Source organism: Mycobacterium sp. 94-17 (genome assembly GCF_035617725.1).
Lineage (GTDB): Bacteria > Actinomycetota > Actinomycetes > Mycobacteriales > Mycobacteriaceae > Mycobacterium.
Genome location: NZ_JAPIYN010000018.1, coordinates 95,395 through 121,171 on the forward strand (window position 1 = coordinate 95,395; position 25,777 = coordinate 121,171).

24 protein-coding genes and 2 pseudogenes are annotated in these 25,777 nt (G+C 67.6%); 15 read left to right on the forward strand and 11 right to left on the reverse strand.

What is annotated here, in order from left to right; translation table 11 throughout:
* Positions 1-68: 68 nt before the first annotated feature.
* On the forward strand, positions 69-1,859 hold the full coding sequence (locus OQ789_RS19690) for an NAD(P)/FAD-dependent oxidoreductase (RefSeq protein WP_324687781.1): 1,791 nt from the start codon (positions 69-71) through the stop codon (positions 1,857-1,859).
* The gene (locus tag OQ789_RS19695; RefSeq protein WP_324687782.1) at positions 1,856-3,379 is read left to right on the forward strand and encodes an NAD(P)/FAD-dependent oxidoreductase; all 1,524 of its coding nucleotides are present in this window, start codon (positions 1,856-1,858) and stop codon (positions 3,377-3,379) included. The genes OQ789_RS19690 and OQ789_RS19695 overlap by 4 nt, the downstream gene beginning before the upstream one ends.
* 57 nt (positions 3,380-3,436) lie before the next feature.
* On the opposite strand, the gene OQ789_RS19700 is transcribed toward OQ789_RS19695, so the two are convergent.
* On the reverse strand, positions 3,437-4,837 hold the full coding sequence (locus OQ789_RS19700; RefSeq protein WP_324687783.1) for a DUF2252 domain-containing protein: 1,401 nt from the start codon (positions 4,835-4,837) through the stop codon (positions 3,437-3,439).
* Positions 4,838-5,020: 183 nt separating this feature from the next.
* On the opposite strand from OQ789_RS19700, the gene OQ789_RS19705 reads away from it, so the two are divergent.
* Positions 5,021-6,097: a sulfate ABC transporter substrate-binding protein gene (locus OQ789_RS19705; protein WP_324687784.1), complete on the forward strand. Its 1,077-nt coding sequence runs from the start codon at positions 5,021-5,023 to the stop codon at positions 6,095-6,097.
* Positions 6,098-6,114: 17 nt separating this feature from the next.
* Positions 6,115-7,890, forward strand: coding sequence for a SulP family inorganic anion transporter (locus OQ789_RS19710; protein WP_324687785.1), 1,776 nt, complete (start codon positions 6,115-6,117; stop codon positions 7,888-7,890).
* Here the strand turns inward: OQ789_RS19710 and OQ789_RS19715 are convergent.
* The 7 genes and pseudogenes from OQ789_RS19715 to OQ789_RS19745 all read right to left on the reverse strand — a co-directional run bounded on the left by OQ789_RS19715 (position 7,887) and on the right by OQ789_RS19745 (position 13,270).
* The gene (locus OQ789_RS19715) at positions 7,887-8,732 is read right to left on the reverse strand and encodes an SDR family oxidoreductase (RefSeq protein ID WP_324687786.1); all 846 of its coding nucleotides are present in this window, start codon (positions 8,730-8,732) and stop codon (positions 7,887-7,889) included. The genes OQ789_RS19710 and OQ789_RS19715 overlap by 4 nt on opposite strands.
* A gap of 41 nt (positions 8,733-8,773) precedes the next feature.
* The gene (locus OQ789_RS19720; RefSeq protein WP_324687787.1) at positions 8,774-9,097 is read right to left on the reverse strand and encodes a hypothetical protein; all 324 of its coding nucleotides are present in this window, start codon (positions 9,095-9,097) and stop codon (positions 8,774-8,776) included.
* A gap of 20 nt (positions 9,098-9,117) precedes the next feature.
* A pseudogene (locus tag OQ789_RS19725) lies at positions 9,118-9,396 on the reverse strand (zinc-ribbon domain-containing protein); the annotation flags it as partial.
* Positions 9,397-9,497: 101 nt separating this feature from the next.
* Positions 9,498-10,784, reverse strand: coding sequence for a sodium:proton exchanger (locus OQ789_RS19730; RefSeq protein WP_420716154.1), 1,287 nt, complete (start codon positions 10,782-10,784; stop codon positions 9,498-9,500).
* A 216-nt stretch (positions 10,785-11,000) separates the two neighbouring features.
* Entirely contained in the window at positions 11,001-11,816 is an 816-nt protein-coding gene (locus OQ789_RS19735) for an SDR family NAD(P)-dependent oxidoreductase (protein WP_324687789.1), read from the reverse strand.
* A complete protein-coding gene (locus OQ789_RS19740; RefSeq protein ID WP_324687790.1) occupies positions 11,817-12,230 on the reverse strand; it encodes a nuclear transport factor 2 family protein in 414 nt (137 codons plus the stop codon).
* Positions 12,227-13,270, reverse strand: coding sequence for a zinc-binding dehydrogenase (locus OQ789_RS19745; protein WP_324687791.1), 1,044 nt, complete (start codon positions 13,268-13,270; stop codon positions 12,227-12,229). The genes OQ789_RS19740 and OQ789_RS19745 overlap by 4 nt, the downstream gene beginning before the upstream one ends.
* A 123-nt stretch (positions 13,271-13,393) precedes the next feature.
* Here OQ789_RS19745 and OQ789_RS19750 point away from each other — a divergent pair, with 123 nt between their 5' ends.
* From OQ789_RS19750 to OQ789_RS19780, 7 genes are all read left to right on the forward strand, one after another.
* Positions 13,394-14,233 carry a helix-turn-helix domain-containing protein gene (locus OQ789_RS19750; protein WP_324687792.1) on the forward strand — a complete coding sequence of 280 codons (840 nt, stop codon included), beginning with the start codon at positions 13,394-13,396 and terminating at the stop codon, positions 14,231-14,233.
* 55 nt (positions 14,234-14,288) lie between these two features.
* The gene (locus OQ789_RS19755; protein WP_324687793.1) at positions 14,289-15,242 is read left to right on the forward strand and encodes a LysR family transcriptional regulator; all 954 of its coding nucleotides are present in this window, start codon (positions 14,289-14,291) and stop codon (positions 15,240-15,242) included.
* Between the two features lie 107 nt (positions 15,243-15,349).
* The gene (locus tag OQ789_RS19760) at positions 15,350-16,738 is read left to right on the forward strand and encodes an MmgE/PrpD family protein (RefSeq protein WP_324687817.1); all 1,389 of its coding nucleotides are present in this window, start codon (positions 15,350-15,352) and stop codon (positions 16,736-16,738) included.
* A 56-nt stretch (positions 16,739-16,794) separates the two neighbouring features.
* Positions 16,795-17,559, forward strand: a complete 765-nt coding sequence (locus OQ789_RS19765) for a DUF2127 domain-containing protein (protein WP_324687794.1) — start codon at positions 16,795-16,797, stop codon at positions 17,557-17,559.
* A 36-nt stretch (positions 17,560-17,595) separates the two neighbouring features.
* On the forward strand, positions 17,596-18,441 hold the full coding sequence (locus tag OQ789_RS19770) for an SDR family oxidoreductase (protein ID WP_324687795.1): 846 nt from the start codon (positions 17,596-17,598) through the stop codon (positions 18,439-18,441).
* A 152-nt stretch (positions 18,442-18,593) separates the two neighbouring features.
* A complete protein-coding gene (locus OQ789_RS19775) occupies positions 18,594-18,758 on the forward strand; it encodes a hypothetical protein (RefSeq protein ID WP_324687796.1) in 165 nt (54 codons plus the stop codon).
* Positions 18,759-19,012: 254 nt separating this feature from the next.
* A complete protein-coding gene (locus OQ789_RS19780; RefSeq protein WP_324687797.1) occupies positions 19,013-19,471 on the forward strand; it encodes an SRPBCC family protein in 459 nt (152 codons plus the stop codon).
* 26 nt (positions 19,472-19,497) lie between these two features.
* Here OQ789_RS19780 and OQ789_RS19785 read toward each other — a convergent pair whose 3' ends face one another.
* Together OQ789_RS19785 and OQ789_RS19790 are read right to left on the reverse strand one after the other, a co-directional pair.
* Complete coding sequence (locus tag OQ789_RS19785) at positions 19,498-20,244, reverse strand: methyltransferase domain-containing protein (RefSeq protein ID WP_324687798.1); 747 nt, start codon at positions 20,242-20,244, stop codon at positions 19,498-19,500.
* A 129-nt stretch (positions 20,245-20,373) separates the two neighbouring features.
* Positions 20,374-20,991 (reverse strand): helix-turn-helix domain-containing protein, encoded by a 618-nt coding sequence (locus OQ789_RS19790; protein WP_324687799.1) that lies wholly within the window; start codon positions 20,989-20,991, stop codon positions 20,374-20,376.
* Positions 20,992-21,125: 134 nt separating this feature from the next.
* Here OQ789_RS19790 and OQ789_RS19795 point away from each other — a divergent pair, with 134 nt between their 5' ends.
* The 4 genes from OQ789_RS19795 to OQ789_RS19810 all read left to right on the forward strand — a co-directional run bounded on the left by OQ789_RS19795 (position 21,126) and on the right by OQ789_RS19810 (position 25,629).
* Positions 21,126-22,085, forward strand: a complete 960-nt coding sequence (locus OQ789_RS19795; RefSeq protein WP_324687800.1) for an oxygenase MpaB family protein — start codon at positions 21,126-21,128, stop codon at positions 22,083-22,085.
* A 147-nt stretch (positions 22,086-22,232) separates the two neighbouring features.
* On the forward strand, positions 22,233-23,009 hold the full coding sequence (locus OQ789_RS19800) for an SDR family oxidoreductase (protein WP_324687801.1): 777 nt from the start codon (positions 22,233-22,235) through the stop codon (positions 23,007-23,009).
* A gap of 119 nt (positions 23,010-23,128) precedes the next feature.
* Positions 23,129-24,229: a phenazine antibiotic biosynthesis protein gene (locus tag OQ789_RS19805; protein WP_324687802.1), complete on the forward strand. Its 1,101-nt coding sequence runs from the start codon at positions 23,129-23,131 to the stop codon at positions 24,227-24,229.
* 35 nt (positions 24,230-24,264) lie between these two features.
* On the forward strand, positions 24,265-25,629 hold the full coding sequence (locus tag OQ789_RS19810; protein WP_324687818.1) for an aldehyde dehydrogenase family protein: 1,365 nt from the start codon (positions 24,265-24,267) through the stop codon (positions 25,627-25,629).
* Positions 25,630-25,641: 12 nt separating this feature from the next.
* Here the strand turns inward: OQ789_RS19810 and OQ789_RS19815 are convergent.
* A pseudogene (locus OQ789_RS19815) lies at positions 25,642-25,777 on the reverse strand (cutinase family protein); the annotation flags it as partial.

Consider the following 25,777-nt stretch of genomic DNA (forward strand, 5'->3'; position numbering starts at 1 on the left):
CGCCCATCCCTTGATACGATCAAGCGATTGATTATAGAGTCGGGCGCACGGAGAGCGGAGTCGAGACCTTGACCGAGACCGTTGGGTGCGCGTTCGACGTCGATGCGCTGCGGGAGAAGTACGCCCGGGAACGAGCGCGCAGGATTCGGCCCGACGGGATCGACCAGTACGTCGAGATCGCGGGTGAGTTCGCCCGGTTCGCCGAAGACCCTTGGGTGGACGGGACGTTGGTGCGCGAGCCACTCACCGACGAGGTCGACGTCGCGATCGTGGGCGCCGGCTTCGGCGGGCTGCTGACTGGCGCGCGGCTGCGCGAGCTCGGTGTGCAAAGCGTGCGGCTGATCGACAAGGCCGCCGACGTGGGCGGCACCTGGTACTGGAATCGGTATCCGGGAATCGCCTGTGACGTCGAGTCCTACGTCTACATCCCGCTGCTGGAGGAGCTCGGCTACATGCCTGCGGCGAAGTACGCCAAAGGCGCCGAGATCTTCGCGCACTGCCGGCGTATCGCCGAGCACTACGACCTGTACCGGGACGCGTGCCTGCACACTGATGTGCATGAGATCCGTTGGGACGCAGCAAAGTCCCGATGGATCATCCGCACCGACCGGGGTGACGAGATGCGGGCGAAGTTCGTCTCCATGGCGAACGGCTATCAAGCCAGGCCGAAGCTGCCCGGCATCCCCGGATTGGGAACCTTCCGCGGCCACACTTTCCACACCAGCCGGTGGGACTACGGCTACACCGGCGAGAAGCTGGAGAACCTGGCCGGTCTACGCGTCGGCATCATCGGAACCGGAGCCACGGCGATCCAGTGCGTGCCGCATCTCGGCGCGGCGGCGCAGCGCCTGTTCGTCTTTCAGCGCACGCCGTCGTCGGTGGACGTACGCGCCAACCGGGCCACGGATCTGCAGTGGGCCAATGGATTACAACCGGGCTGGCAACGCGAGCGCATCCAGAACTTTCAGATCCTCACGGCGGGCGGGCAGGCGCCCGAAGATCTCGTCGCCGACGCCTGGACGAGCATCACCCGCAAGCTTCCGGTCATGCGGCATGACGACGGGTCGGTCGATCCCGCGCAGCGGTCCCGCGACATCGAACGTGCGGACTTCGCCAAGATGGAGGAGATCCGGGCCCGGGTCGCCGAGATCGTGGCCGACCGTGCCACCGCCGAAGCGCTCAAACCCTGGTATGGCTACTTCTGCAAGCGGCCCTGCTTCCACGACGAATACTTGCAGACGTTCAACCGCGACAATGTCACCCTGGTCGACACCCGCGGGCGCGGCGTCGAGCGCATCACCGAGTCGGGCGTCGTCGTCGACGGGGTGACCTACGAGCTCGACTGCCTCATCTTCGCAACGGGTTTCGAGGTGGGCACCGATTACTGCCGGCGCACCGGATTCGAGTTGATCGGCCGCGACGGCCTGACGTTGACCGAGCGCTGGCGGGACGGGGTGCGGACGTTCCAGGGCTTGTGCGCCAACGGCTTTCCGAATTGCTTCATCGAGAGCATCTCCCAGGCCGGCCTGACCGTGAACTTTCCGTATTTGCTCGACGTGCAGGCCACCCATGCCGCGTGGATCATTGCGTGGGCTCTCGAACATGGCGTCACCGAAGTCGAGGCGTCCTGCGCCGCCGAGGCCGCCTGGGTCGACACGGTGGTGGCCCGCTCATCCGCGACGGCGGAGCGCGCCAAAACCTGCACCCCCGGCTACTACAACCGGGAAGGCAAGGCGGACGCCAAGACTCGGCAGGGCAGCTTCTTCTTCGGAGCGCCGACCGAATACGCCGACATCCTGGCGCAGTGGCGGGCCGACGGCGAGTTAGCGGGGCTCGACATCCGCGAGGCCGGGCCGTGAAGTACGTCCTCGGTCGGGTGCGGGCCGCAACCCGGCGTCGACGCTCGCCCAAGGTCGCGATCATCGGTGCGGGCTTCGGCGGGCTGGGCGCGGCGGTGGCCCTGCGCCGGGCCGGCATCGACGACCTGGTGATCATCGAGGCCGCCGACGGCGTCGGGGGCACCTGGCGCCGCAACACCTACCCCGGTGCCGCCTGTGACATCCAGAGTCACCTGTATTCGTTTTCCTTCGCGCCCAACAAATCCTGGAGTCGTACCTACGCCCGGCAGCCCGAGATTCTGGCCTACCTGGAATCGGTGGCCGACGACTTCGACCTGCGTCGACACCTCAAGCTGGGCGCCACGGTGAATACGGTCTCCTGGAACGTGGACACCTGTGGTTGGGACTGCCAGCTGCAACGCGCCGGTGCGCCAGAGACGCTGAGCGTGGACGTGGTGGTCTGCGCCGCGGGTCTGTTCGGCTCGATCAAGCATCCCGATATCGCAGGCCTGGGCGACTTCGGCGGCCCGGTCATGCACACCGCGCGGTGGGATCACGACATCGACCTGGCGGGTAAGAACGTGGCGGTAATCGGCACCGGCGCCAGTGGTGTCCAAGTCGTTCCCGAACTTGCGAAAGTCACCGGGCACCTGACGGTGTTCCAGCGCACGCCGCCATGGATGGTCCCCAAGGAAGATCGGCCTTACAGCACAAGCGAATTGGCGCAATTCAGGCGCAACCCCCTGGCGGCACGCCGGACCCGCTGGCGGATCTGGAAATTCCAGCACGACAACACCGCGACGTTCGCCGACGATCCGATCGTCGCCGCCCGCAGTCAGTTCGCGACGTCGTTCCTGGAGCGCACCGTGGCCGATGACCGGCTACGTAACGCGCTGTCGCCGGACTATCCGTTCCGCTGCAAGCGGGTGCTGCTCGGTGACGACTACTACCGGGCGCTGCAGCGGCAGCGCGTCGAGCTCGTCACCGACCCCATCGACCGGATCACCGAGACATCGGTGATCACCACCGCGGGTGCGGCCTTCGACGTCGATGTCATCGTGCTGGCCACCGGGTTTGAGACCTCGCGCTACCTGTCCGGCATCGAGGTGGTCGGGCACGGCGGACAGCGGCTGCACGAGCACTGGGGCGATGACCCCAGCGCGTATCTGGGCGTGGCGGTCGGCGGCTTTCCCAACTTCTTCATGCTCTACGGTCCCAATACCAATCAGGGCGGCAATTCGATCGTCTACATCCTGGAGGCCGGGGCGCGACTGGTTGCCAGCGCGGTCAGCAAAGTAGCGCGCCGCGGCGGGTATCTCGACGTGCGGCCGGAAGCCGAAAAGCGTTATAACGACCAGCTTTCCGCGGACCTGGGCCGCACCATCTGGACGCAATGCGATAGCTACTTCCGTTCGCCCTCCGGGCGCATCGTCACCCAATGGCCCTACACGGAGCTGGAATACGCGCGCCGGACCTGGCGGCTGCGGGCCCGGGACTGGCAGCACCGCACATCCGCGGGCTTCGCAACGCCCTCGCCCTAGAAGCCGGACGAGGGCCTAGGTACCGAAACCGCCCCGAATTCGTGCGTAGACCCAGACTCAATGGGCCGGGTCGTTGGCGACCTCGATATCGCCGGCAGCTGCCGCCGCGCGCAGCTGATGAAAGTCGTCGAGCGATTTGTCCGCGTATGCGTACGACCATTCGGCCACCGCGTCGTGCACGCTGTCGTTGGTGCCGACATATCCACGCAGGATGGAGGCGTTCGCGCTCTGTGAATGCGCCCGCGCCAGCAGCACCGCACAGGCGACGACGTACTCGGTGAACGTGGCCGCCGACATGCCCTCGATGTCGATGGTGCCCTTCATGTCGTGGAACTGACGAACGTAGTAGTCGCGGCCGTCCTTGCGTGTCGCACCGAGAAACACGTCGGACATGGCTTGCAGGATCTGCTGGCCATCGACGACGCGCACCCCGTGGCCCTTGGCATCAACGGCTGCGGTCAGTGTGTTCGGCTGCGGCCAGCCGCCGTATTCCTCGAGCACCGATCGAGTGGCCTCTTTTATCTGCAGGATCAGGGGTGTCTCGTTGGGGCCGACCAAGATGGCCAGGTAACAACGGGTGCCGACACTGCCGACGCCGACTACCCGCAGCGCTATGTCGGTCACGCGGAAATGAGACAGCAGCAGTGCGACATCGGCGGGGACGGTGGCCAGGTATGCTTCGATCGATTCCAGCAGTGGAGCTTCGACCTCTTCGTCAACGTGCTGGAGAATGGGCGGTGCCTCGCGGAGCCGGGGTGTCCCGTCGGGGCCAATCTCGGTGATCTGCTTGAAGACTCGTGCGGACGTCCGGGTGCGCGCCCGGGATATCGTCTTCTGGATCACCGCCTGTAGGCCCTTGGATACCTGCCCGGTGTAGCGCTCGGGCTCCACCCGCAGGTAATAGCGGTCCAGGACGTCCATCTCCTCGAGCATCGCCTCCAGGCTCCGCTGGTAGCCCTGCAACGCCTGCTCGACACAGCGGCGGATGGCCTTGGCGCGGTAGCCGGCGTAGCGGCCACCGATGATCGCGCTGGTGACCAGGCGTTTGACGTCCCATTCCGCGGGCGCGACGGCGGCCTCGTCAAAGTCGTTCAGGTCGAAGACGATCGAGCGGTGCGGTGCGGCGTACAAGCCGAAATTCGATACATGAGCGTCGCCGCAGCACATGATTTCGATTCCGCTCGTCGGGCTGGCGGCGAGGTCGGCGGCCATCACCGCCGCCGATCCCCGGTAGAACGAGAACGGGTCGGCGAGCATACGCGCGAAGCGCAGCGGGACGAGGTCGCCAAGCCGGTCGGCGTTTTGGGCGACAAGGATTTCGGTGGCCGATCGCGCTGACGGGCTCAGCCGCGCCAGTGAGCGTCGCGGGACGGTCTTTCGCAGCGCGCGTCCGCGGGCCACATCCTCGCTCGGGACTTCGAGCGCGATCAGGCGGTCACGCAACACCAGTTGCGGCATTGGACCAGAATATGCGGTCGTTCCACAGGATCGAAGGGCTCTCGACCGCCCCCGTGGCAGACGTGCGCAGTTATCTTCAGGGTGATTCTCAGGGCTGCCGCCAACTGGACCGATCGTTAACATACTTAAAAATGTTGGAACCCGACGAGTTGGTCTGGGGTGTGGCCCTGAGAGGACGCTCCGATGGTTGAAGTGCGTCCGCTGTTCAAGCGTCTTCAACCGCGGTTGCGGATCAACTGGCTCAACATCATCGGTGTCGTCGCCGTCCTCGTTGCGGCGACGGCCATCGTGGTCAAGAACGCCCCCGATGACAAGACGAACGACCTCTTCAACGTCTCCTACGACCCGACGCGCGAATTGTATGCGGCGCTGGATAAGGACTTCGTCGCCGAATACCACGCACACAACGGAACCACGCTGCACATCAAGGAGTCTCACGGCGGCTCGGGACGCCAGCTTTCCAGCGTGCTCGACGGCGGTCAAAGGGCTTCGGTCGTGTCGCTGGCCCTGATCAGTGACATCGACACGCTCAGCAAACGGGGCCTGATCGCACGCAACTGGCAGCAGCGGCTGCCCAACGCCTCGGTGCCGTACACGTCGACCATCGTCTTCGTCGTCCGCAAGGGCAATCCCAAGGGAATTCATGACTGGCCCGACCTGATCAATTCCAACGTGGCCGTGGTGTCGCCCGACCCGCGGAGTTCCGGCAACGGTCAGCTGAGCGTGCTGGCGGCCTGGGGCGCGGTCACCACACGCGGCGGCAGCCCGGCACAGGCCACCGCCTACGTGCGGTCGCTACTGCAGCACGTCGCGGCTTCCGATGCGGGGGCCCGCAGCGCCGGAGACACCTTCGCCCTGGCCAAGATCGGTGATGTCCAGCTGACGTGGGAGAACGAGGCCCTGCGTGAGGTCGCTGCCAACAACGACGAGCTGGAGCTCGTCTACCCGCCGGTCAGCATCCTCGCGCAGCCCGCCGTGGCCTGGGTCGACGCGAACGTGACCGATCCCCGGGCAGCGGCCCACGCGAAGGCCTATCTCGATTACCTCTTCACCGACGCCGCACAGGAGTTGGTGGCGCAGTACGGCTATCGCCCAATCAAACCGACGATCCTGGCCAAGCACGCCGACCGGCTGCGCCCGCTCACGCTGTTCCCGATCGGCGCCATCGCCAAGGACTGGAGTGACGCCCGGGAACAGTTCTTCGGCAGCAACGGAATTCTGGACACGATCTCGGCGCCGAACGCGGCGTCGGGCGCCTAGCGGAAGACGGCGAAAACGTGGGTGTGCGAGTCAATTACGGCTTGGTGAAGGGCCGGCATGATGTGATCGCCGGCCTGACCGTCGCCGCCATTTCGTTTCCCCAGGCGATGGCCTATGCCCTGATCGCCGGGGTCGACCCGAGATTCGGCGTCTACTCGGCGATCGTCGTGACCGTCGTCGCCTCGATCTTCGGATCGTCGTCGCATCTGATCAACGGCCCGACGAGCGCCATCTCGCTGCTGGTGTTCACCGCGCTGGCCTTCATCGACTCGGAAAACTCCAAGGAACTCTTCGAGGCGCTGTTCCTGCTGGCCGTGCTGGTCGGCGCATTTCAGATCGTGATCAGCCTGCTCAGGCTCGGCAACCTCACCCGCTACATATCCGAATCGGTCATCATCGGCTTCATGGCGGCCGCAGCCTTTCTGCTCGCCATCGGACAGCTGGGCAACGTGCTGGGCGTCCGCGACAAGGGCAACGGCCACATGCAGGTGCTGCGCCGCGTCTGGCTCACCCTGACCCACGGCGATCACATCAATTACCGCGCAATGGCATTGAGCGTGGCCGCCGTGGTCCTTTCGGTCGTGTTACGCAAGCTGGTGCGGCGGTACGGATGGCCGCAGGTCGACATGCTCGCGGTGCTCGTCATCACCGCTCTCATCGCGTACCTCGCCGGGTGGTCGACGCCGGGCTCGAACGGGCACGCCGCGGTGTCGGTGGCCGCCAAGATCCCGCGCAGCCTACCCGGTCCGCATGTACCCGAGGTCCACACGGAGTGGCTGCCGCACCTGTCGACGGGCGCGCTGGCGATCGCCTTCGTCGGCATCATCGAGGCGCTGTCGATCGCCAAAGCCATTGCCTACCAGACACAACAGAAGATCGACTACAACCGGCAGATCATGGCCGAAGGTCTGGCCAACCTGACCGGCGGCTTCTTCCAGAGCCTGCCCGGTTCGGGATCGCTGTCCAGATCGGCGATCAACTTCCAGTCCGGTGCCGCGACACGGTTCTCCGGAATCGTCTCGGCCGCAACGGTTGCCGCAGCCCTGCTGCTGTTCGCCCCGCTGCTGCGCTACGTTCCACAGGCGGCACTGGCCGGGCTGTTACTCGTGACGGCCGCGCGGCTGGTGGACTTCAAGCGCCTGGCATACACCCTCAGGGCTTCCCGCTATGACGCCGGGTTGGTGATCGTCACCGCTTTCACGGGCATCGCCGTCGACCTCGACAAATCGGTGCTTCTCGGGGTGGTGCTGTCGATCCTGCTGTTCGTGCCGCGGGCGGCCAAGCTGAAATCGAAGGAACTCGTCGTCACGCCCGAACGTGTGGTGCGCGAGCGCATTCCGGGCGATGCGGGAGACTCCTCGATCGTCATCTATGATCTGGAAGGCGAGCTGTTCTTCGGGGCCGCACCCGAATTGGACCGATACCTGGCGAGGATCGGCGGGCGAGTCCGGGAGAAGGACATCGCCTTCGTGGTGTTGCGGCTCAAGCGGGTGCGCCATCCGGATGTGGTCTGCATCGAGCGCATCGAGCATTTCCTGCGCGAGGTGACCGCCCGCGGCGTCACCGTGCTGCTCGCCGGGGTGCGCCCCGACACGCTCGGCGTTTTGACCAACGTCGGCTTCCAGCGTTGGTTCCCGGCCGAGCAGGTCTTCCCCGAAGAGGAAGAGGAATTTTCGGCGACCCTCAAGGCGGTGCGCTACGCCCACAACAGGCTGGCCGGGCGCAAGGCCACGGAAACCTTCGCCGGCGCCCCTGAACTCACCCCGCACTCCGAGCTGTACTACCTAGTCTAGCTTTCGCCGGCGGCGGCCACCCGGGCGCGTTCAGCCATCGAGGCGACCACTCCGCCGTCGTTGAGAATGTCTGTGCCGGTGAGGTATCCGGCCCGCTCGCTAGCGCAGAAGGCGAGCAACTCGGCCATCTCTTCCGGCTTGCCCCACCGCGGCACGGCGGCGTCGGCGACCATCGCGCCCGCGCCGGCATGCTCTTCGAGCCGACCCATCTCGGTGTCGACGGATCCCGGAGACACCGAGACGATGCGCACTCCGCGGGCATTGAATCGCTCGGCCTGCGACTGGCTGTACCACTTCACGAAGCTCTTGCTCAGGGCGTAGGCGTAGCCGGAGCGCGCGTCCTCGGGAATCGGGTCGCACGCCGCCATCATGGCGCCCCAGAATGCCTGGCCGTCGTCGCTGAGTGCCAATGGAAACTGTTGTGTGGGAACGAATTCCGCGGGCAGCAGGTGCGCCGCCATGGATGCCACGTTGACGATCACCGCGCCCTCGCCCGCGACAGCGAAGAACTGTTCGTTGACGTTGACCGTGCCGACGGCGTTGGTCCGCATCACATAGTCGGCAGGACCCATGCTCGGGCTCACCCCCGCGGTGTGGATCACCGAGGCGACCGTCCCGAGCGCACCCGCCGTGTCGAGCAGGGCCGCAACGGCGCGCCGGTCCGTGACGTCGCAGTCGACGACCGTCGCGGCGATCCCGAGATCCCGCAGGGCCTCGGCCGCGGATGTCAAGCGGTCCTGCCTGACGTCGCACAGCACCACGGTGTGGTCGCGGCCGATGATTTTCGCCGTGGCCAGGCCCATGCCACCCGCGCCGCCTGTGATTACCGACACTCGATTCATACCCGGACCGTATACGCAGCGTGAATCGGGGCGCAGGCGGGTCACACCATTGACTGCGCCCGGGCGATGTGCCCTTCGAAGCCAAGAGAATTCGCTATCGCGCGATAGCGGTCGCGATAGTCGCGATAAGCCGGCTCGTCACCGCGCGCCCGCGCCTCGAGCGCGCGCATCGGCAGAAGCCACAGGTCGTGCATGACGAAGCCCGGCTCCTTGGGAGTGGCCGCCAGCCGGTCGATCGTTCGCCGCGCCTCAGCGAGGTCTAAGGGCCCGCCCCGGCGCAGCTGCGCCCGCACCAGCGCGGCGGAGGTCGCCCCGACGAAGATCAGGTCGGTCCTGGCGTACTCCTCCTCGAGCGCGGGGCGCAACAGCTCGATCGCGTCGTCGACATCGCCGGTGCGCCGTCGCCGGTGAATTTGTCCACTCGGCCGCCGAATCGTTGCAGTGCCGCCGCGCGCTCGACGAGTTCGCCCATGATCTCGCGTAGCCGTTCGGCGCCTACCGCGGAGGCGAGGTCCATCGAACGCACGACGTCGGCGAACAGCACCGTCACGTGCTTGTACTCCGCCGGCTTGGCGGAGACCGCCGTCGGTGACCCGCACTCGTGGCAGAACTTTGCGTCGGCGCGCAACGCGGTGCCGCAGGTCGCGCATGCCGGTTCCGACATCGCCACCCGAGCACCGCCGTTTCGGTCGCGCCCCCAGTGGCCAAGGATGGGCGGCAAACCGGTGCGAAGCGCGACTATCGACCGTTTGCTGGCCCGGCGGGCTAGCCGGGGTAGGTGGAACCTTCCGATTCGTGATGAGGGTGGCCGGTGTGCCGAACGGCCCTGCCCAAAAACGGTGCGCAGAGCGTGCCGACGAGGTGGCGGCGGTTGACGATGAGCCCGGCGACGGCCACCGCCGTGTAGACACCGCAGAGCAACAGCCGCCCCTGTGTGGAGAAGATGGGGAACTGCACGACGAACAGCGCCAGCAGGGTGCACGCGGCGGCGCGGTGGAATCGCAGCGCCAGGATCAGGGCCACCCCCATCATGGTTTGGGTCGCGGTGAGCAGCACCTCCTCCACCTGGCGGGAGTCGAGTTGTAGGGAGAACCCGCCGCCGCCCAGCAGGTGGGCGATCGGCAGCGACCCGATCAGCAGCGTCCACTGGTTGACCTTGGAGGAGATCAGCGTGGCGATGGCCGCCGTGCCCTTGCCCCGGGTGGCGAAGATGGTCGCGATGATGAACTCCGGCGCCTCGGAGGCGAGCGGGGCCAGCCACTGCACCAGCAAGAAGCGGTTGATGCCGAGCTCGGTGCCCGCGGCCACGAGATTATCGGCAAAGGGCTTGGCGCACAGCAGAATCACCGCGCCCGACACCAGGAACAGGCCGACCACGACGACGCGCCGCCGGCCGTCGGGCAGGTCGCCCAGCGCGGCCGCGGTGCCGATCAGCTCGGGTTCTTCGACGTCGCCGTGGCTGATCTTGTAGAGGTAGAACCCGAACCAGGCCAGCAACGCCAGCCCCAGCCCGAAGTGGATCTGGCCGCTCGCCGGGATCACGAACGCGAGGACGCCGGCGATCAACAGGAATCCGAGTTCGACCCGGTTCGCCGGTTCCAGCGTCAGACCGGTGGATTTCCGCGAACCGGACCTGCGCGCGACCATGATGCTCACCAGCACCACGACGGGCCAGCCCAGACCCATCAACAACCGGTTGGACCCGGTCATGTTGGCGGCGGCGTACTGCGTGTAGTCCGCGTTGTGGCCGGACACATAGGCGTAGTAGAGGTCGACGGCGTATTCGGGCAGCACCGCGATGAGGGCGAGCAGCGCTGTCGCCAGCCCACCGGAGACGTCGATCTGCGCGGCCTCGGCCGCCCACGCCAGCAGGAAGCTGGCCGCCACCACCGCCGCGCCGAAGATCAGCAGCGCGGGCACCGCGCCGGTATGAAGGCCGGCGATGCGGACGACCACCGCCGGAACGACGAATGCACCTGTGATCAGTCCCGAGCGGGTCAGGGTGCGGCGTTGCCAGCGTGCCGTCGAGACGGTGGCCGTGGGCCTGTCCATGGCGAGCATCGTCATCCTTCGGGTGGGGTGGCGATCGATCGGCTACGGCTCGGTTGCCGTCGCGCACCGGTTACCCAAGGTACCCGCGACGTTCCGTGTCAGCAACGTGGCGTGTGGGCCACGGGAGCGGTGCTGACGGACCCATATTTGCTGAACAGGGCGCTGTGGATGGCAAAGTTAGGACGCCCTGATTTCGAACTTTGGCAAACCTCGTCGCTAGCCGGGGCCCATGGCTGCCGCGGCTGCCTGGGTGAAGAGCTGCACAGCCTGGTTGCGGCTCAGCGACGCCAGCAGCTGTGCGGCGGCGCGCATGGTGTCGCCCACCATCAGGGTCGGGCCGTTGCCGAGGTTCTCGAACGCCTCGGCGATGACCTCGGACACTGCCCCCGCGTCCTGCGGCGCCTCATCGCGTGAGCCGATCTGGCCGCGGCTGTATTCGACTTCGCGTAGCGCAGGCGTGTCCGTCTTGCCCAGGATGAGGCCCAGCACGTCGACACCCTTGCCGTGCAGTTCCGCCCAGAGCGCCTCGGCTAAGACCATGTCGAACGCTTTGGAGGCGCCGTACGCGACCATGTTCGGCCCGCCGGCCAGCCCGGCGCCGGAACCGAAGATGACGATGCCGCCGCGGCCCCGCTCGGCCATCGCGGGCGCGAAATGGTGACACAGCTGCATGGGAACCATGCAGTTTCGCTGCACCATCGCCTCGGCCGCTTCGAGCGAGTTGTCAAGGAACGGCGCGAAATTCGGGTCGGCTCCCGCGCAGTACACCAGCATTCCGATCTCCAGGTCACCAGTGGCCGCGGCGACCGCCGCGGCCGCACCGGGCTGCGCGAGATCGATTGCGACGGCGCGGGTTTGCGCGGAAGTCTTGGCCGCGATGTCGGCGGCAACGCGGTCGAGAACGGCCTGCCGGCGGGCCAGCAGCACCACGTCGACGCCGCGCTGGGCGAGCCCTTCGGCGAACGCCGCGCCTACGCCGTCGGAGGCGCCGGCCACCAGCGCCCACGGCCCGTATTTCGTCGCGAACGTCATCTACCCGCCCCCGACCGTCGTGATGCGGACCTGTGTGTAACGCCGCCGGGCGAGGCGCCAGCCCCCTTCGGTGCGTACCAGTTCGTCGTCGTAGAAGCCGATCGCGTTCACGCCGGAGTTGTTGTCGCCAGCCATGATCAGGCCGTCGATGTAGGTGCGCGCGGTGGCGTGGTCGCCGTCGAGCGTGATGGCCTGATTGGTCAGGCGGTGCAACGTGTGGCCCGCCAGGGCGTGCACCTGCTCCATGAAGTCGGTGACGGCGTCGACGCCGTTCCAGGTGCCGATCTCGCCGTAGTCGAGTTGGCAGTCGTCGGTGAAGACGGTGCGAAACAGCGGCCAGTCGCGTCGGTCGATTCCCGTGGCGTAGCGCACCAGAAGGTCTGAAATATCTTGGTGGTCTTCGCGTTCGGTCATGAGACAGCTCCGTTGGGGTGAACGACGATCCGGGGCGGACCGTCTGACCTGCGGGCGTGCTCGAGTGCTTCGGGCACCTCGTCGAGGCCGATGACCATGCCGACGCTGGGCAGCGGATCCAACCTGCCCGCCACGATGGCGTCGAGCGTGCCGTACCAGTCCTGCGGGTGCGGGCCGCCACCGAACTGAATCGTCACCCCCTGGCGGGTGGCGGTGGTGATGTCGAGAGTGTCGCCGGTGTACCAGCCGCCCGCGCAGTAGATGTGGGTGCCCATTTCGGCGGACTCGACCAAAGTCTGGATGAGCCCGGACGCGCCCACGCATTCGAATATGACCGCCGGGCCGGGCAATCCGCGTTGCGCACGTACCTCGTTGAAAGCCTCGAAGGGGGATCGCTCGCTCGCGTCGACGCCGACATGCGCGCCGAAGCGGTCACGGGCCAGCCGGAGCCGGTCGGCCTGGAAGTCCGCGACGACGATCGGTTCGATGCCGCGCCCGGCCAGGGCCGCGACGGCCGAAAGCCCGATCGCTCCCGCGCCGATGACGATGGGGACCTCGCCGTGTTGCAGCCGTGCCGAACGCACGTAGAACTCGCCGACCGCGAACGCGTCGGTCAACGCCACCGCGTCGCTGGACACCCCGCCCGGCACGGGTTTGGCCGCCACTTCCGAAACCACCAGCAGTTCACCGAAACTGCCTTGGGCTTCCGGATGTTGGCCGATGATGCGCATCCCGCCTGCGCCACCGTCGACCAGCCGCACGGGCATGGCGGTCACGCGCGTCCCGACGGCGAACTGGTCGGTGCAGCCGGAGCCGTGCCCGACGACCTCACCGACGAATTCGTGGCCGAGCACGATGTCGCGCCCGGTGTCGTAGAGGGAGCGGCCGGTCGGGTCGTCGACGGCGAGCTCGGGATGGTCCATGAAGTGCACGTCGGAGGCGCAGATCGCGGTGCTCAACGTGCGCAGCAACAACTCGCCCGGCCCGGGCTCGGGGTCCGGAGTCTCGCGGACCCGCAGCCGGCCGTCGCGTAACACCACAGCGCGCAATACTGCCCTTTCTCGAATAATCGATATAGAATCTCGAATGTTCGTTCAACTGTAGGAACGCTCGCGCAGAGGAGTCAAGCGATTCGCGGTTCGACGTCAGCGCCGACCGCCCGGGTGCTCGATGTCGTCGAGCTGCTGGCGCGGTCGCCGCATGGGCGGCTTCGCTTCTCCGACGTGGTGCGCGAGCTCGATCTGACCCAGGCGACCGCGCACGCGATCCTGAAGACGTTGTGCGACCGCGGATGGGCCAGTCGCGATCCGGTTGTGAAAACCTTCGCGCTCGGTCCCGCGCTCGCCGTCGTGGCCGCCCGCACGGACACCGCCCGGCCGCTGGCGCACGCGGCACGCTCCGCGGCGCTGCGGCTCTCCCGAGAGGTCGGCTACGCCTGTTCGGTGGTCGAGAAATTCGGTGATTCCCTGGTGGTCACCGCCTTTGAGGGGGAGCCCGCCACGCAGCCGTCGGGCATCCCGGGTGACCGCATCCCGTACGCGCCGCCGTTCGGGGTCGCGATGGCGGCCTGGGACACCGAGGAGGAGCAACGCGCGTGGATCCGGCGCGGCGCCGGCGACAATCCCGACCGCACCCAGCGCCTGCGGCAGGTGCTGGCGCACACGCGGAAGCGGGGATTCGACGTCGACTGGACGACCCCGGCGCTGGCGCAGGCGGTTCAGGTGGTCGGCACGCTGGACAGCAGCGACATGCCGACTCCGGTGCGCCACATCATGGACCAGTTGCTGGTCGAGTTCACCACCATCGGGTTCCTCTCCGACGACAATCCGGGCCGGCGCAAACAACCCGTGGTGACGATCGCCGCCCCGGCGTTCGACGACCGGGGACGCGTTGCCCTGATGGTGGCCGTGCACCCGCTCTGCGCGCTGAGCGCCCGCCAGATCCGCGACATCGGACAGCGCCTGACCGGCGAGACGGCCCAGCTCGGCGCTACGCCGCCGTGATGGGCGAGGAATCATCAGGGCCACTACCCCGGGCAACCCACTTAAAATTGTCCCCATGGAACTGCGGCAGCTGCGCTACTTCGTCGCGGTTGCCGAGGAGCTGCATTTCGGGCGGGCGGCCAAGCGGATACACATCTCGGGGCCGGCGCTGTCGCAACAGATCATCGCCCTGGAACGCGAACTGGGGGCGGACCTGTTCGTGCGAGACAGGCGCAGCGTCCGGCTCAGCGCGGCCGGGCGCGCTTTGCTGCCGGATGCGCGCAGGATGCTGGCACTGGCCGACGAGGCCACGGGCCGGTTGCGGCGGGCGGCCGCCGACAGCGCTCCCGTGCGGCTGGGTTACGTCAGCTGGTTGCCCGAAGACATTACCGCCGCACTGGCGCCGGCGGTTTCGTTGCGCATCGACGAGTGGGTGCTGCCCTCACACGTGCAGGCCGATCGCGTGGCGGAGGGCACCCTGGATGCCGCGCTGACCTGGGTCACCGCACAACAGGCGCGGGAGCGCGGACTGACGACGCACCTGGTGCGCGCCGAACCGTTGCATGCGGTCGCCCCGGGTGTGGGCTCGGCTGAACCCGTTGCGGCACGCGAGCTTACCGTCCTACTAGATGCGGACGAGTCGGCCTGGACTTCCTGGAACCGCTTCGCCGGTGAGTTCGCAGTCACGACCGGCGCACGCGTGGTCGGGATTGACGACGGCGGCGTCACCGGCGACGCGTTTTACGCCCACGTGCGCCGAATCGGCGCCCCGGTTCTCGCTTCGCCCAAGCGGCACAACGCCGTCTGTCCACCGAGTTTGGGCCGACGGGCCATCGCCGAGCCGGTGCCGCTGTGGACGTGGTCATTGGTGCACCGCGACGACGACGACCGGCCCGGGGTAAAGCATCTGGGGGAGGCACTGCTGGAACTGGCGCAGAGCCGAAACTGGCGGCGACCTCCCGCCGGGCACTGGTGGATCCCGCCCGACGATCCCCATCGGACTGCGCTCGACCGCACTGAACAGCGGTAGGAAGTTCTGCCGAGCACTTATAGGCAACTTGTCCTGGACGGTGGCCGGTTGCCGCGGTTTCGTGGGATGCGGCAGGAAGGGCGAAACTCATGGGACAGAGCTACATCGTGGAGGATCTCGCCGCGTTCGTCGTCAATGCGGCGCCGTCGGACCTCACCGCGCACGCGCGCGCGTTGATGAAACGCAACGTGCTCGACAGCATCGCCTGCGCCGTCGGTTCCCTGGACGGCAAGATCGTCGCGACGATTCGTGACCACGCCACCCAGTTCGGTGGCGTCCCGACGACCACCCTGGTCGGCGGCGGGCGAGCGTCGGTGGACCAGGCCGCATTCTTCAACGCGGTGCTGGTGCGCTATCCCGATCTCCTCGACACCTATCTGACCGAGGGCGGACTCTGCCATCCCGCCGACAATGCCGGCGCGGTCCTGGCCGTGGCCGAGCACACCGGCGCCGGCGGCGGTGACTTTCTGCTGGCGCTGGCGGTAGCCTACGAAGTCCAATGCCGTTTCAGCGCAGCGGTTCCCGTCATGGCACGCGGCCTCAACCACGCGCTGCAACTGTCGATGTCGGTCGCGGCCGGCAGCGCAAAGCTGCTGGGGCTCAACGCCGAACAGACCGCGAACGCCATCGCCGCCGCGGCGGCCGACAACGTGTCCTTGGCGACGGTGCACACCGAACCGGTGTCGAACTGGAAAGGCATCTCGCCGGCGATCACCGGCATGCGGGCCGTGTATACGACACTGCTGGCCGCACGCGGCATCACCGGGCCCAGAACGCTGTTCGAGGGTCCACACGGGTTGGTGCAGCTGTTCGATCAGCCCATCGACCTGCGCACCGGCGACCGCGGTCTGCGCTGTGTCGAGCAGACCTATTTGAAGAAATACTGCTCACTTATCCACGGCCAGGTCGTGATCGACGCGGTGCTGGCCATCCGCGACGAGAACGATTTACGCGGTCCGGATGTCACCCGCGTGATCATCCAGGTCTTTCAGGGTGCATACGACTTCGCCGGCGGCGGTGCGTATGGCGACAAACGGCATCCGATCACCAAAGAGCAGGCCGACTACAACCTCAAGTACCTGGCGGCGGTCGCACTGCTCGACGGTGCCGTCGGCCCCGAACAGCTTGAACGGGAACGTGTTTCGCAACGCGATGTTCAGGACTTGTTGGCACGCGTGGAAGTCAGGCCCGCGGACGATCTGACCGCCGAATACCCGCAACGCACGGCGGCGCGGGTGCACGTGATCGCGGATGACGGGCGAGAGTTCAACCGCGAACAGTCGGATTACGAGGGATCGCCCACCCGGCCGATGTCCTGGGAGCGCGTCGTGGATAAGTTCGGCTGGCTCGCTGAACCCTTCTGTGACGAGCGGCTGCGCGACGATATCGTCGGCGCGGTGGCCCGGCTCGACGAGATCGCAGTCGCCGACCTGACCGGACTGCTCGGGTCGGTGCTTCCCACCGCCCGATGTGCGCGCAGCAGGTCGCGCTTCTGACGACGGTTGTGCGTGCCCCCTTGCGTGGCCGACCGCTCGCCATGAATGATCCGGCCATGGGCACACAACGCCGGCACAACCGGTGGGAGCTGGTCACCTGCGCCGTCGCCGGGCACGCTACCTATGCACCCGACGACAAGTCGCTCGCAGACCGGCTGAGCGGCAGCACCGGGCTGGGCGAGGTGTGGCGCTGCTTGCGGTGCGGCGAATTCACCGTCGGTGGGCCGCACGGACGTGGCCGCGCCGAAGACGCGCCGATGATCCTGCGCGGCAAGGCGTTACGCCAGGCCATCATCATCCGCGTGCTGGCGGTGGAGCGCTTGTTCCGGGCGGTGGTGATCGCGCTGGCGGCCTACGCGGTGTGGAAGTTCCGCGGTGCGCGCGGAGCCATCCAGGCCACGCTCGATCGCGACCTGCCGATCTTCCGCGCCGCGGGATTCAAGGTCGATCAGATGACCATCGTGCACGAGCTGGAGAAGGCGCTGGCCGCCAAGCCGTCCACCCTGGTGCTGCTGACCTTGATGCTGGCCGGCTACGCGCTGCTCGAGGTCGTCGAGGGGGTCGGCCTGTGGCTGCTGAAGCGCTGGGGCGAATACTTCGCGGTGATAGCCACCTCGGTCTTCCTGCCGCTCGAGATCCACGACCTGGCCAAAGGCATCACGATGACCCGGGCGGTCACCTTCACCATCAACGTCGCCGCGGTGATCTACCTACTGATCTCGAAGCGGCTGTTCGGCCTGCGGGGCGGGCGCAAGGCCTACGACGAGGAACGGCGTGGCGAGCAACTGCTCGACGTCGAGAAGGCCGCGGCGGCGAACTGACCCGCCCCGGCGCCGCCCCGCGAAACGGAGGAGTCAATGGGGACCTACGCCATTACCGGGGCGGCTTCCGGGATGGGCCGTGAGACCGCCCGGCGTCTTCGCGACAACGGGCACACCGTCATCGGTGTCGACATCAAGAACGCCGACGTCGTGGCCGACCTGTCGACCCCCCACGGGCGCACAGGGGCGGCCGACGCCGTCCTGGCGGCCTCGGGCGGCACACTCGACGGTGCGGTGCTGGCGGCCGGCCTCGGTCCCGGCCCCGGACGCGACCGCATTCGCCAGATCGCCGCGGTCAACTACTTCGGCGTCGTCGAACTGCTCGTCGCCTGGCGCGCCGCGCTGGCCGGCGCTGGTAGCGCGAAAGTTGTTGTGGTGGGCAGTAATTCAACAACAACGATACCCGCGGTGCCGCGCCGTGTGGTCAAGGCGCTGCTTGCCCATGATGGCGACAAGGCGGTGCGAGCGGTGCGGCTGTTGGGTCCGGCGGCACCGACGATGATGTACGGGGCGTCCAAGATCGCCGTCAGCCGCTGGGTGCGCAGACACGCGGTACTGCCCGAGTGGGCCGGGTCGGGCGTGCGCCTGAACGCGCTCTCGCCCGGCGCGATCATGACCCCGCTGCTGCAGGAACAGTTGTCGGATCCCAGGCAGGCCAAAGCCGTCCGGTCGTTCCCCGTTCCGGTAGGCGGCTTCGGTGACGCGGGACACATGGCTGACTGGATGTGCTTTATGCTGTCGGATGCCGCCGACTTTCTCTGCGGCAGTGTAGTATTCGTGGACGGCGGTACTGACGCCTATTTCCGCCCCGATGACTGGCCGAAAACGTTGCCGGCACATCGATTGCCGGGCTATTTACGCCGGTTCAAGGGTTTTCACTAGACGCACTGTTGCGTCCCGAACGTTATCTCGCAAGTGTGGCGTACGCCACATGGGGCGTTTCGTGACGTTTACCGCGGCGCGGCACCGCCGTCAAACGGTTGCGGTGCAATTGAATGAATCGGCGAATATGCCGAAGAACAAAGGAACACACTGTGGCTACACTTCCGGCCTGGGTCGGCCAGGCTCCCGCCACTTTCGACGTGGTCGCGCCGCTGAGGGCGCGCGCTTTCGAGGCGGTGCATGCGGTGCTCAAGATCAAGGGGCGGCGCGCGGCCGCCGGTCCGCGCCTGATGACCAGGGGCGTCGAGCGCTGCTGACGGTCCGGGAAGCGTGAAGGTCTGTCCGAAGGCAGAACCCCATGCTGTGACGATGGGTCAAGCGGGCCCTTGCGGTGGCTCGACTTGGTAGGAGCCCAAGACTGGGCTCTCTGCGCTTCGGACAGACCACCGGGTTGTCCCGGCGCTGACTACCGTCGCACCCGGCCCGTCGGCGCCACAACGGCCGAAGGTCCTCAATGGTCCGGGCCCAAGCCACGAGCGCACCGGGCCGCCCGACGTGCTTGGATAGCGACATGTCCGATATGGAACTGGATCGCGTTGTCAGCGCAACCCGCGTGATGTCAGCGAACGCCGCCCGGATTTTCGAACTGATCGCTGACCCGAGCCGCCAGCCGAGCTGGGACGGCAACAACAACCTGGCCTCGGCCGCTGCCGGCCAGCGTGTTCATCGGGTGGGCGACGTCTTCAAGACGACGCTGACCACGGGTGCGGTCCGGGAGAACCACGTCACCGAGTTCGTGGAGGGCAGCAAGATTGCCTGGCGCCCAGCCGAACCCAACAAGCAGCCGCCGGGGCACCTGTGGCGCTGGGAGCTCAGCCCGGTCAACGCCGAGCTCACCACGGTGACCCACACCTACGACTGGACCGAGCTTACCGACCCCACCCGCCTCGAGCGCGCTCGCGCGACGACGCCCGACATGTTGCGCGAGTCCATGGACCGGCTCGCCGTGTTGGCGCAGTCGCCGGACTAGCTCCGGCCGCCGGAAAGCCCCGGGGGTCAGCCCTTCTTGCCGCGCACCCACTGGAACGTGCCCAGGTTCTTCACCCGCACGCTGGCAAAACCGTTGCGTTCCAAGGTATCGCCGATTTCGTCGTCGTCGAACGCGTGCGCACCCACGCTGGGCAGCATCTGCCAATACCGGGCGATACGCCCGGCGGTCGGGACCATGACGGCCAGCCTGCCGCCGGGCCGCAGCACGCGCGCGATCTCGGCGAGGGCGGTGGCCGGGTTCGGCACCAGTTGCAGCACGGCGGTCGACACCGCCACGTCAATCACGCTGTCGCGCAGCGGAAGTCGTTGCGCATCAGCCTTGATGAAGCCGACCTGCGGCCCGGCCTCGTTGCGTACGGCGCGGGCGAGCATGGGTTCGGAGATATCGACACCGAGGGCCAGCCCCTCCGGACCGGCGGCGCGCGCCAGCGACGCGGTGACGTTGCCGGGGCCTGAGCCGACGTCCAGGGCGATGCCGCCCTGCGGGACGTCCAACCACTCCAGCGGCAGTTGCCACGCGCTGATCCAGCGCCGGGAGAGCGCCTGGGCGTTGTCGTAGAGCATCGATCCGATCGGCGAGGCCCACGCCGCCTGGATCGGGCCGGTGTTCTTCTCGACTGCGCCGTCCCCGCTCACGCCGGCGCCGAGCAGGTCCAGGTAACCGCGGCTGACGTCGGGTTCGGCCGGCGGGTCGATGAGCAGATCCAGCGCTCGCCGGAGCGCGGGGGGCAGCGAGATGTGCACGTCGGTCATGCCTACTCCTTCGATCAAATGCCAAGCCGGAAGCCAGAAATCGCATGGCAAGCCGCGAAGCCGCGGCTCGGGTCAGTCCCCGTTCGCAGCCTACGCCGAGGGCCACGGTTCGGCCCGGGGCCGGGCCCGTCAGCGAACCTGGGCCCGGCTGATGATCGGAACCAGGTAGCGGGTGGCGTACTCGCGGACCGCCGCCGCGTTGGAGGTGTCGAGGCGGTCGGTGGGAAAGACGATGATGCCGAGCGCGACGCGCAGCAAAATGTCGGCGATGTTGTCCAGGTCCTGCCCGGGCAGGTCGGCGCCGCACCGCCGCAGGGTGTGGGCGATGCCGTCGGCGAACTGGCGAATCGGGAAGGCGCGCGATCGGGAGAACATGCCGAAAAGTTCGGGTTCGCTTTCGGCGATCCGCGAATACAGCGGTGAGTCCTGGACCAGGCGCACCCCGAGCGCGAAGGCCTCGACCACGGCCTGTTGCGGGTCACAGCCCGCTGTCGCTTGGTCCAGGGTGATGAAGAAGAGCGCCGCCTCGCGCCGTACCACCTGGGCGAACAGGTTCTCCTTGGTCGGAAAGCGGCGGTAGATGGTGCTGCGGCTGACCCCGGCGCGGGCGGCGACGTCGTCGATGTTGGCGCGACGCACGCCGTAGGTTTCGAACACGGTTCGCGCGGTGTCCAGAATGGTGCGATCGAGATCGGTGAGCGCCTCGGCAGACGCCGAGGTAGCGGCAGCGCCCGGCGCGGACTGCATGATTGGCGGCATCGTATCAACTCCCCGGGCTGTGCAAGGGCGGCGAGCGCTTGCTAGGCTGCTGGAACAAAGATACGGCTTTGTTTCATTGGTTCGCAATGGCCGGCGGTCAGTGCGCCGGCGAGGAGGTGGGCATGACCGCCCAGCACGACGGGTGGGCCACGGCGACCGCCGGATCGCATTTCGACGCCGGCGTTCGCGAGGCGATGCCCATGCCCGTCGACGACGAGGTCGCCGACGCCGCCCCGCAGCTCGGCCCGGATTCGTTGATCTGGAAGTTCTACGGGGACAACCGGACTCAGCTTTTCGGGTTCCAGCGCACCGCCGGGGTGGAGAACTGCATCGAACAACTGGCCCAGGGGGTGCTCGACCACTCCGTCATCTTCAGCGACACGCTGGGCAGGGCCAAGCGGACCGCCCCGCCCCTGATGAACACCGTCTACTCCGACCGGCCCCACGAGTGGGGCCGCAAGGTGCGCGACTTCCACAGGACGATCAAGGGCAGTATCAGCGACGGTTCGAGATATCACGCGCTGAACCCGGAGCTGTTCTACTGGGCCCACGCCAGCTTCGTCGATCAGGTCATCTACAACACCGACACGTTCATCCGCCGCCTGTCGCACGCCGAGAAGGAGCAGATCTTCAACGAGGGCAAGCTCTGGTACAGCCTGTACGGCGTCAGCGACCGCGGACAACCGCAGACCTACGACGACTTCGTGGCCTACTGGGACGAGATGCTCGATCGGTTCGTCCCGCACAAGACCGTGCTATACGGCACCGGCTACATCCGCAAGGGCGTGCCGGGACCGCGCCGCATCCCCGGGCCGGCCTGGAAGATCCTGTCGGCGCCGCTGAACGCCTACATCCGGCTGGTCGTGGTCGGAACCCTGCCGCCGCAGATGCGCCAGGTATGCCAGCTGCAGTGGGATGCCAAGAGGGAGAAGCGTTTTCAGCGGTTCGCCGCCGCGGTTCGAGCGCTCAACCCGCTATTGAACCGGCTGCCCGTGCGAGCGCTTTACACTAGCTGGGCCGCCGCGGCGTGGCATCGCACGGGCGTCGACCCGCGGCGGCTACACAACCGCCCGGCCGCCTGACCGAAATCTTTGACGCCGACATTTTCGTGACACCGCGTGGGCGCATAGGGCATCGTGGTTAGCTGACTTCCCATCGGGGCATTCCGCAACGTCGGCCGAGCCGGCCGAGCGCCCACCAGCCCGGGCGAAACCCGAAGGAGAACCGCGATGCAGATGACGGGAAACACCGTTCTGGTCACCGGCGGCGGCAGCGGCATCGGCCGTGGCCTGGCTGAATCGTTCCACCGGTTGGGCAACCAGGTGATCATCGCCTCCCGGCGCGGCAACCACCTGCGCGCGGTGGCGGACGCCAACCCGGGCATGCAGACCCTCTCGCTCGATCAGGGTGACGCGGGCGACATCCGCCGCTTCGCCACCGAGCTGACCGACCGCTACCCGGACCTCAATGTGGTGGTCAACAACGCCGGGATTCAGCGGGTGGAGGACCTGACCGGCAGCAACGTCGGCCTGGCCGAGCAGAGCATCCTCGTCAACCTGCTGGGCCCCGTCCGGCTGACCTCGGCCCTGCTTCCGGCGCTGCTGCGCAAGCCGCGCGCCACGATCCTCAACGTGACGTCCGGGCTGGCCTTCATGCCCAGCGCGCTCACGCCGACCTATTGCGCCGCCAAGGCGGCCCTGCACTCCTATACCGAGTCGCTGCGGTTCCAGCTGCGCGACACCTCGGTGCAGGTGATCGAGATCATTCCGCCACACGTGCAGACCGCGCTGCAGGGCGAGCGGGGATTCGACCCCCGCGCGATGCCGCTCGACGAGTACATCACCGAGACGATGACGCTGCTGCAGACGCAGCCGCAGGCCAAGGAGATCGTGGTGGAGCGCGTCAAGATGTTCCGGTTCGCCGAGCGCGACGGCACCTACGACGACATCTATCCCCGCTTCAACGAGGCGATCACGGCAATGCTCGGCAGCGCCGCACCGCGCTGAACATCGCGTGCACAGCGATGAAACTTCTTGTGAAATAAGGCGATAAAGCGACACGAGGGCGTGCGCGTCCGCCCGGCGTCCCTTGGCGCAGGCGCCCACCATGAGACAGTATCGGGGACATGGCCGATGTGGACTTCTCGCTGTTGGACGTCCCGCGCGCGGGACCCGTCGAGGATGCCGAGGCCTATCTGCGCGCGGCGATCGCCTGGCACTTCGGCGACGACACCGGTTCGCCGTTCTGGCTGCGGGCCGCCCGTGTGCTGGACTTCAACCCGCTCACCGACATCAGCACCTTCGCCGATCTCGCGCTATTTCCCAACCTGATCAACGAATTGCGCAGTGTCCCAGTGGAGCACCTCGTCCCTCGCGGTTACGCGGCACAGGGATCCCCACCACCGTTGCCCTTGATCTTCGAATCCGGCGGCACCACCGGCGCGCCGAAACGCACTGTGCAGATGCCGGATTGGGTCGCGCAGGTGATCGCGTGGCAAACCGAGGACTTCGCCGCGGGCGGGTTTCGGCGCGGCGGGGGCTTTCTCTGCCTGATGCCCAGCGGACCGCACGGTGTCGGCTATTTTTCCCGGCACGTGTCGCAGCGGCTCGGCGCGGTCTTCCACGCGATCGACATCGATCCCCGCTGGGTCAAGAAGCTGGCCGCCCGCGGCGCCGCCGCCGAGGTGGCGGCCTATGTGGACCACGTCGTCGAGCAGGCCGTCTTCGTGTTGCGGACCCAGCACGTCGCTAACCTGCACACCACCCCGCCGTTGCTGGAGGCGATCGCCCGCGACGATCAGGTGGTCGCCCTGGTCAACGACAAAATCCGCTACCTGCTGCTCAGCGGGGCGCACGTCGATGCCGACACGCTCGACCTGCTGCGCGGCATCTTTCCGGCGACGACGATCACCATGTCGTTCGGCAGCACCATGGTGCTGTCCCAAGCGGTCACCCGCGTCGACGGCGACGCCTTCGTCTTCGACCCGCGCACCCCGTACGTCGGATTCTGGGTGGTCGATCCCGGCACCGGGCGACGGGTGCAGTACGGGCAGCGCGGCCAGGTGCTGATGAACCACGTCAGCAAGGGCATGTTCCTGCCGAACAACCTGGAGCGCGACCTGGCGATCAGGATGCCCGGGCCGGCGGGCGAACTCAGCGACTCGATCAGCGAGGTGCGACCGGTGACCACGTTCGAGGGCGAGGCCGTCATCGAAGGCGTGTACTGAGCGTGGTTAGTGAAAGCCTTGATGCGGCACCGGGTTTGGTAGCCCTAGACGCGCTCGGGCCGGACGGCGCATACCGGACCCGTAACCGCGAGGTCATCACCACCACCGCAGGCACCCCGGTGGCGGAGTTGAGCATGGTTCCGCCGCTCTACGTTTCGCGGACGCTGGTCGCGCAGCGCAAGGCCACACCGCTGCCGGCCACTCAGCGCGCGGACGCGCTGTCCCGGGCCGCCGACATCTTCGCCCGCGGCGTGATCGCCGGCCTGGGCTTCGAGGCCTACGTCGGGCTGGCCGCGCGGATTTCGGGCCTGCCGATCGCGATCACGCGCGCGGGGGCGCTCGGTGTGGCCGGCGCGGTCGCCGGCGCGCTCGACGCCGTGCGGCCGGCGCGGCCGGTGGGGGCGACGATGGACTGGCGGGAGGAGCGCAGCCGCGCGGGGGGCGCGGTGTGGGTGCGCCGGGGCGAGGTGTTCGCCGTGCACGCGGCCGGAAACGGCCCGGGCGTGCACGGGCTCTGGCCCCAGGCGCTGGCGCTGGGCTACCGGGTCGCGGTGCGTCCGTCGCGGCGCGAGCCGCTGACGGCGCATCGGCTGGTCGGCGCGCTGCGTCAGGCCGGGTTTCGCGCCGAGGATGCCGCGTATCTTCCCACCGGCCATGGCGGTGCGGACGAGATCATCCGGTCCGCCGACCTCGCGATGGTGTACGGCGGCCAGCAGGTGGTCGACAAGTACGCGGGCGACCCGAGGGTGCTGGTGAACGGGCCGGGACGCACCAAGATCGTGATCACCGCCGACCGGGATTGGCGCGACCACCTCGACGTCGTCGTCGACTCGATCGCCGCCCACGGCGGCATGGCCTGCGTGAACACCACGGCGGTGCTCTACGAGGGCGATCCCACCGACCTGGCCCGGGCGATCGCGGAACGCCTGGCGGCCATCGAGCCCCTACCCACCGACGACGAACGTGCGAGCCTGCCCACCCAGCCCGTCGCGAAGGCGCGCGCCCTGGCAGAGTTCCTGGCGGGCAGGGCCGCCGGGTCGACCCCGCTGCTCGGCGCCGACCAGGTGGTCGCCGACCTCGGCGACGGCTATGCCGCGCTGCGCCCGGCCGTGCATCTGCTGGCCGACCCCGACGTGGATACCCTCAACCTCGAGCTGCCCTTCCCCTGCGTGTGGGTGTCGCCATGGTCGCGGGGGGCCGGGATGGAGCCGTTGCGTCGGTCATTGGTCGTCACGGCGATCACCGGCGACGAGACGCTGATCGACGATCTGCTCGCCGAGCCGACCGTCGGCAATGTCTACTGCGGGCACCATCCGACGTGGTGGCATGCCGCGCATATCCCGCACGACGGGTTCCTGGCCGACGCCCTGATGCGCAACAAAGGCTTCATCAGGGACTAATCGGTGGGCCGGTTATTCTCCGAACCCGCCGTGCGGCGACGAGACCGACGTCGCGCCGGGGCTGCCCGCGTCCAGGTGGCTGGAGGCGAAGGCGACGCCCTTGTCGATCATGGCGCCGTCGTCGGCGTAGGTGTCGTGGGCGGCGAAG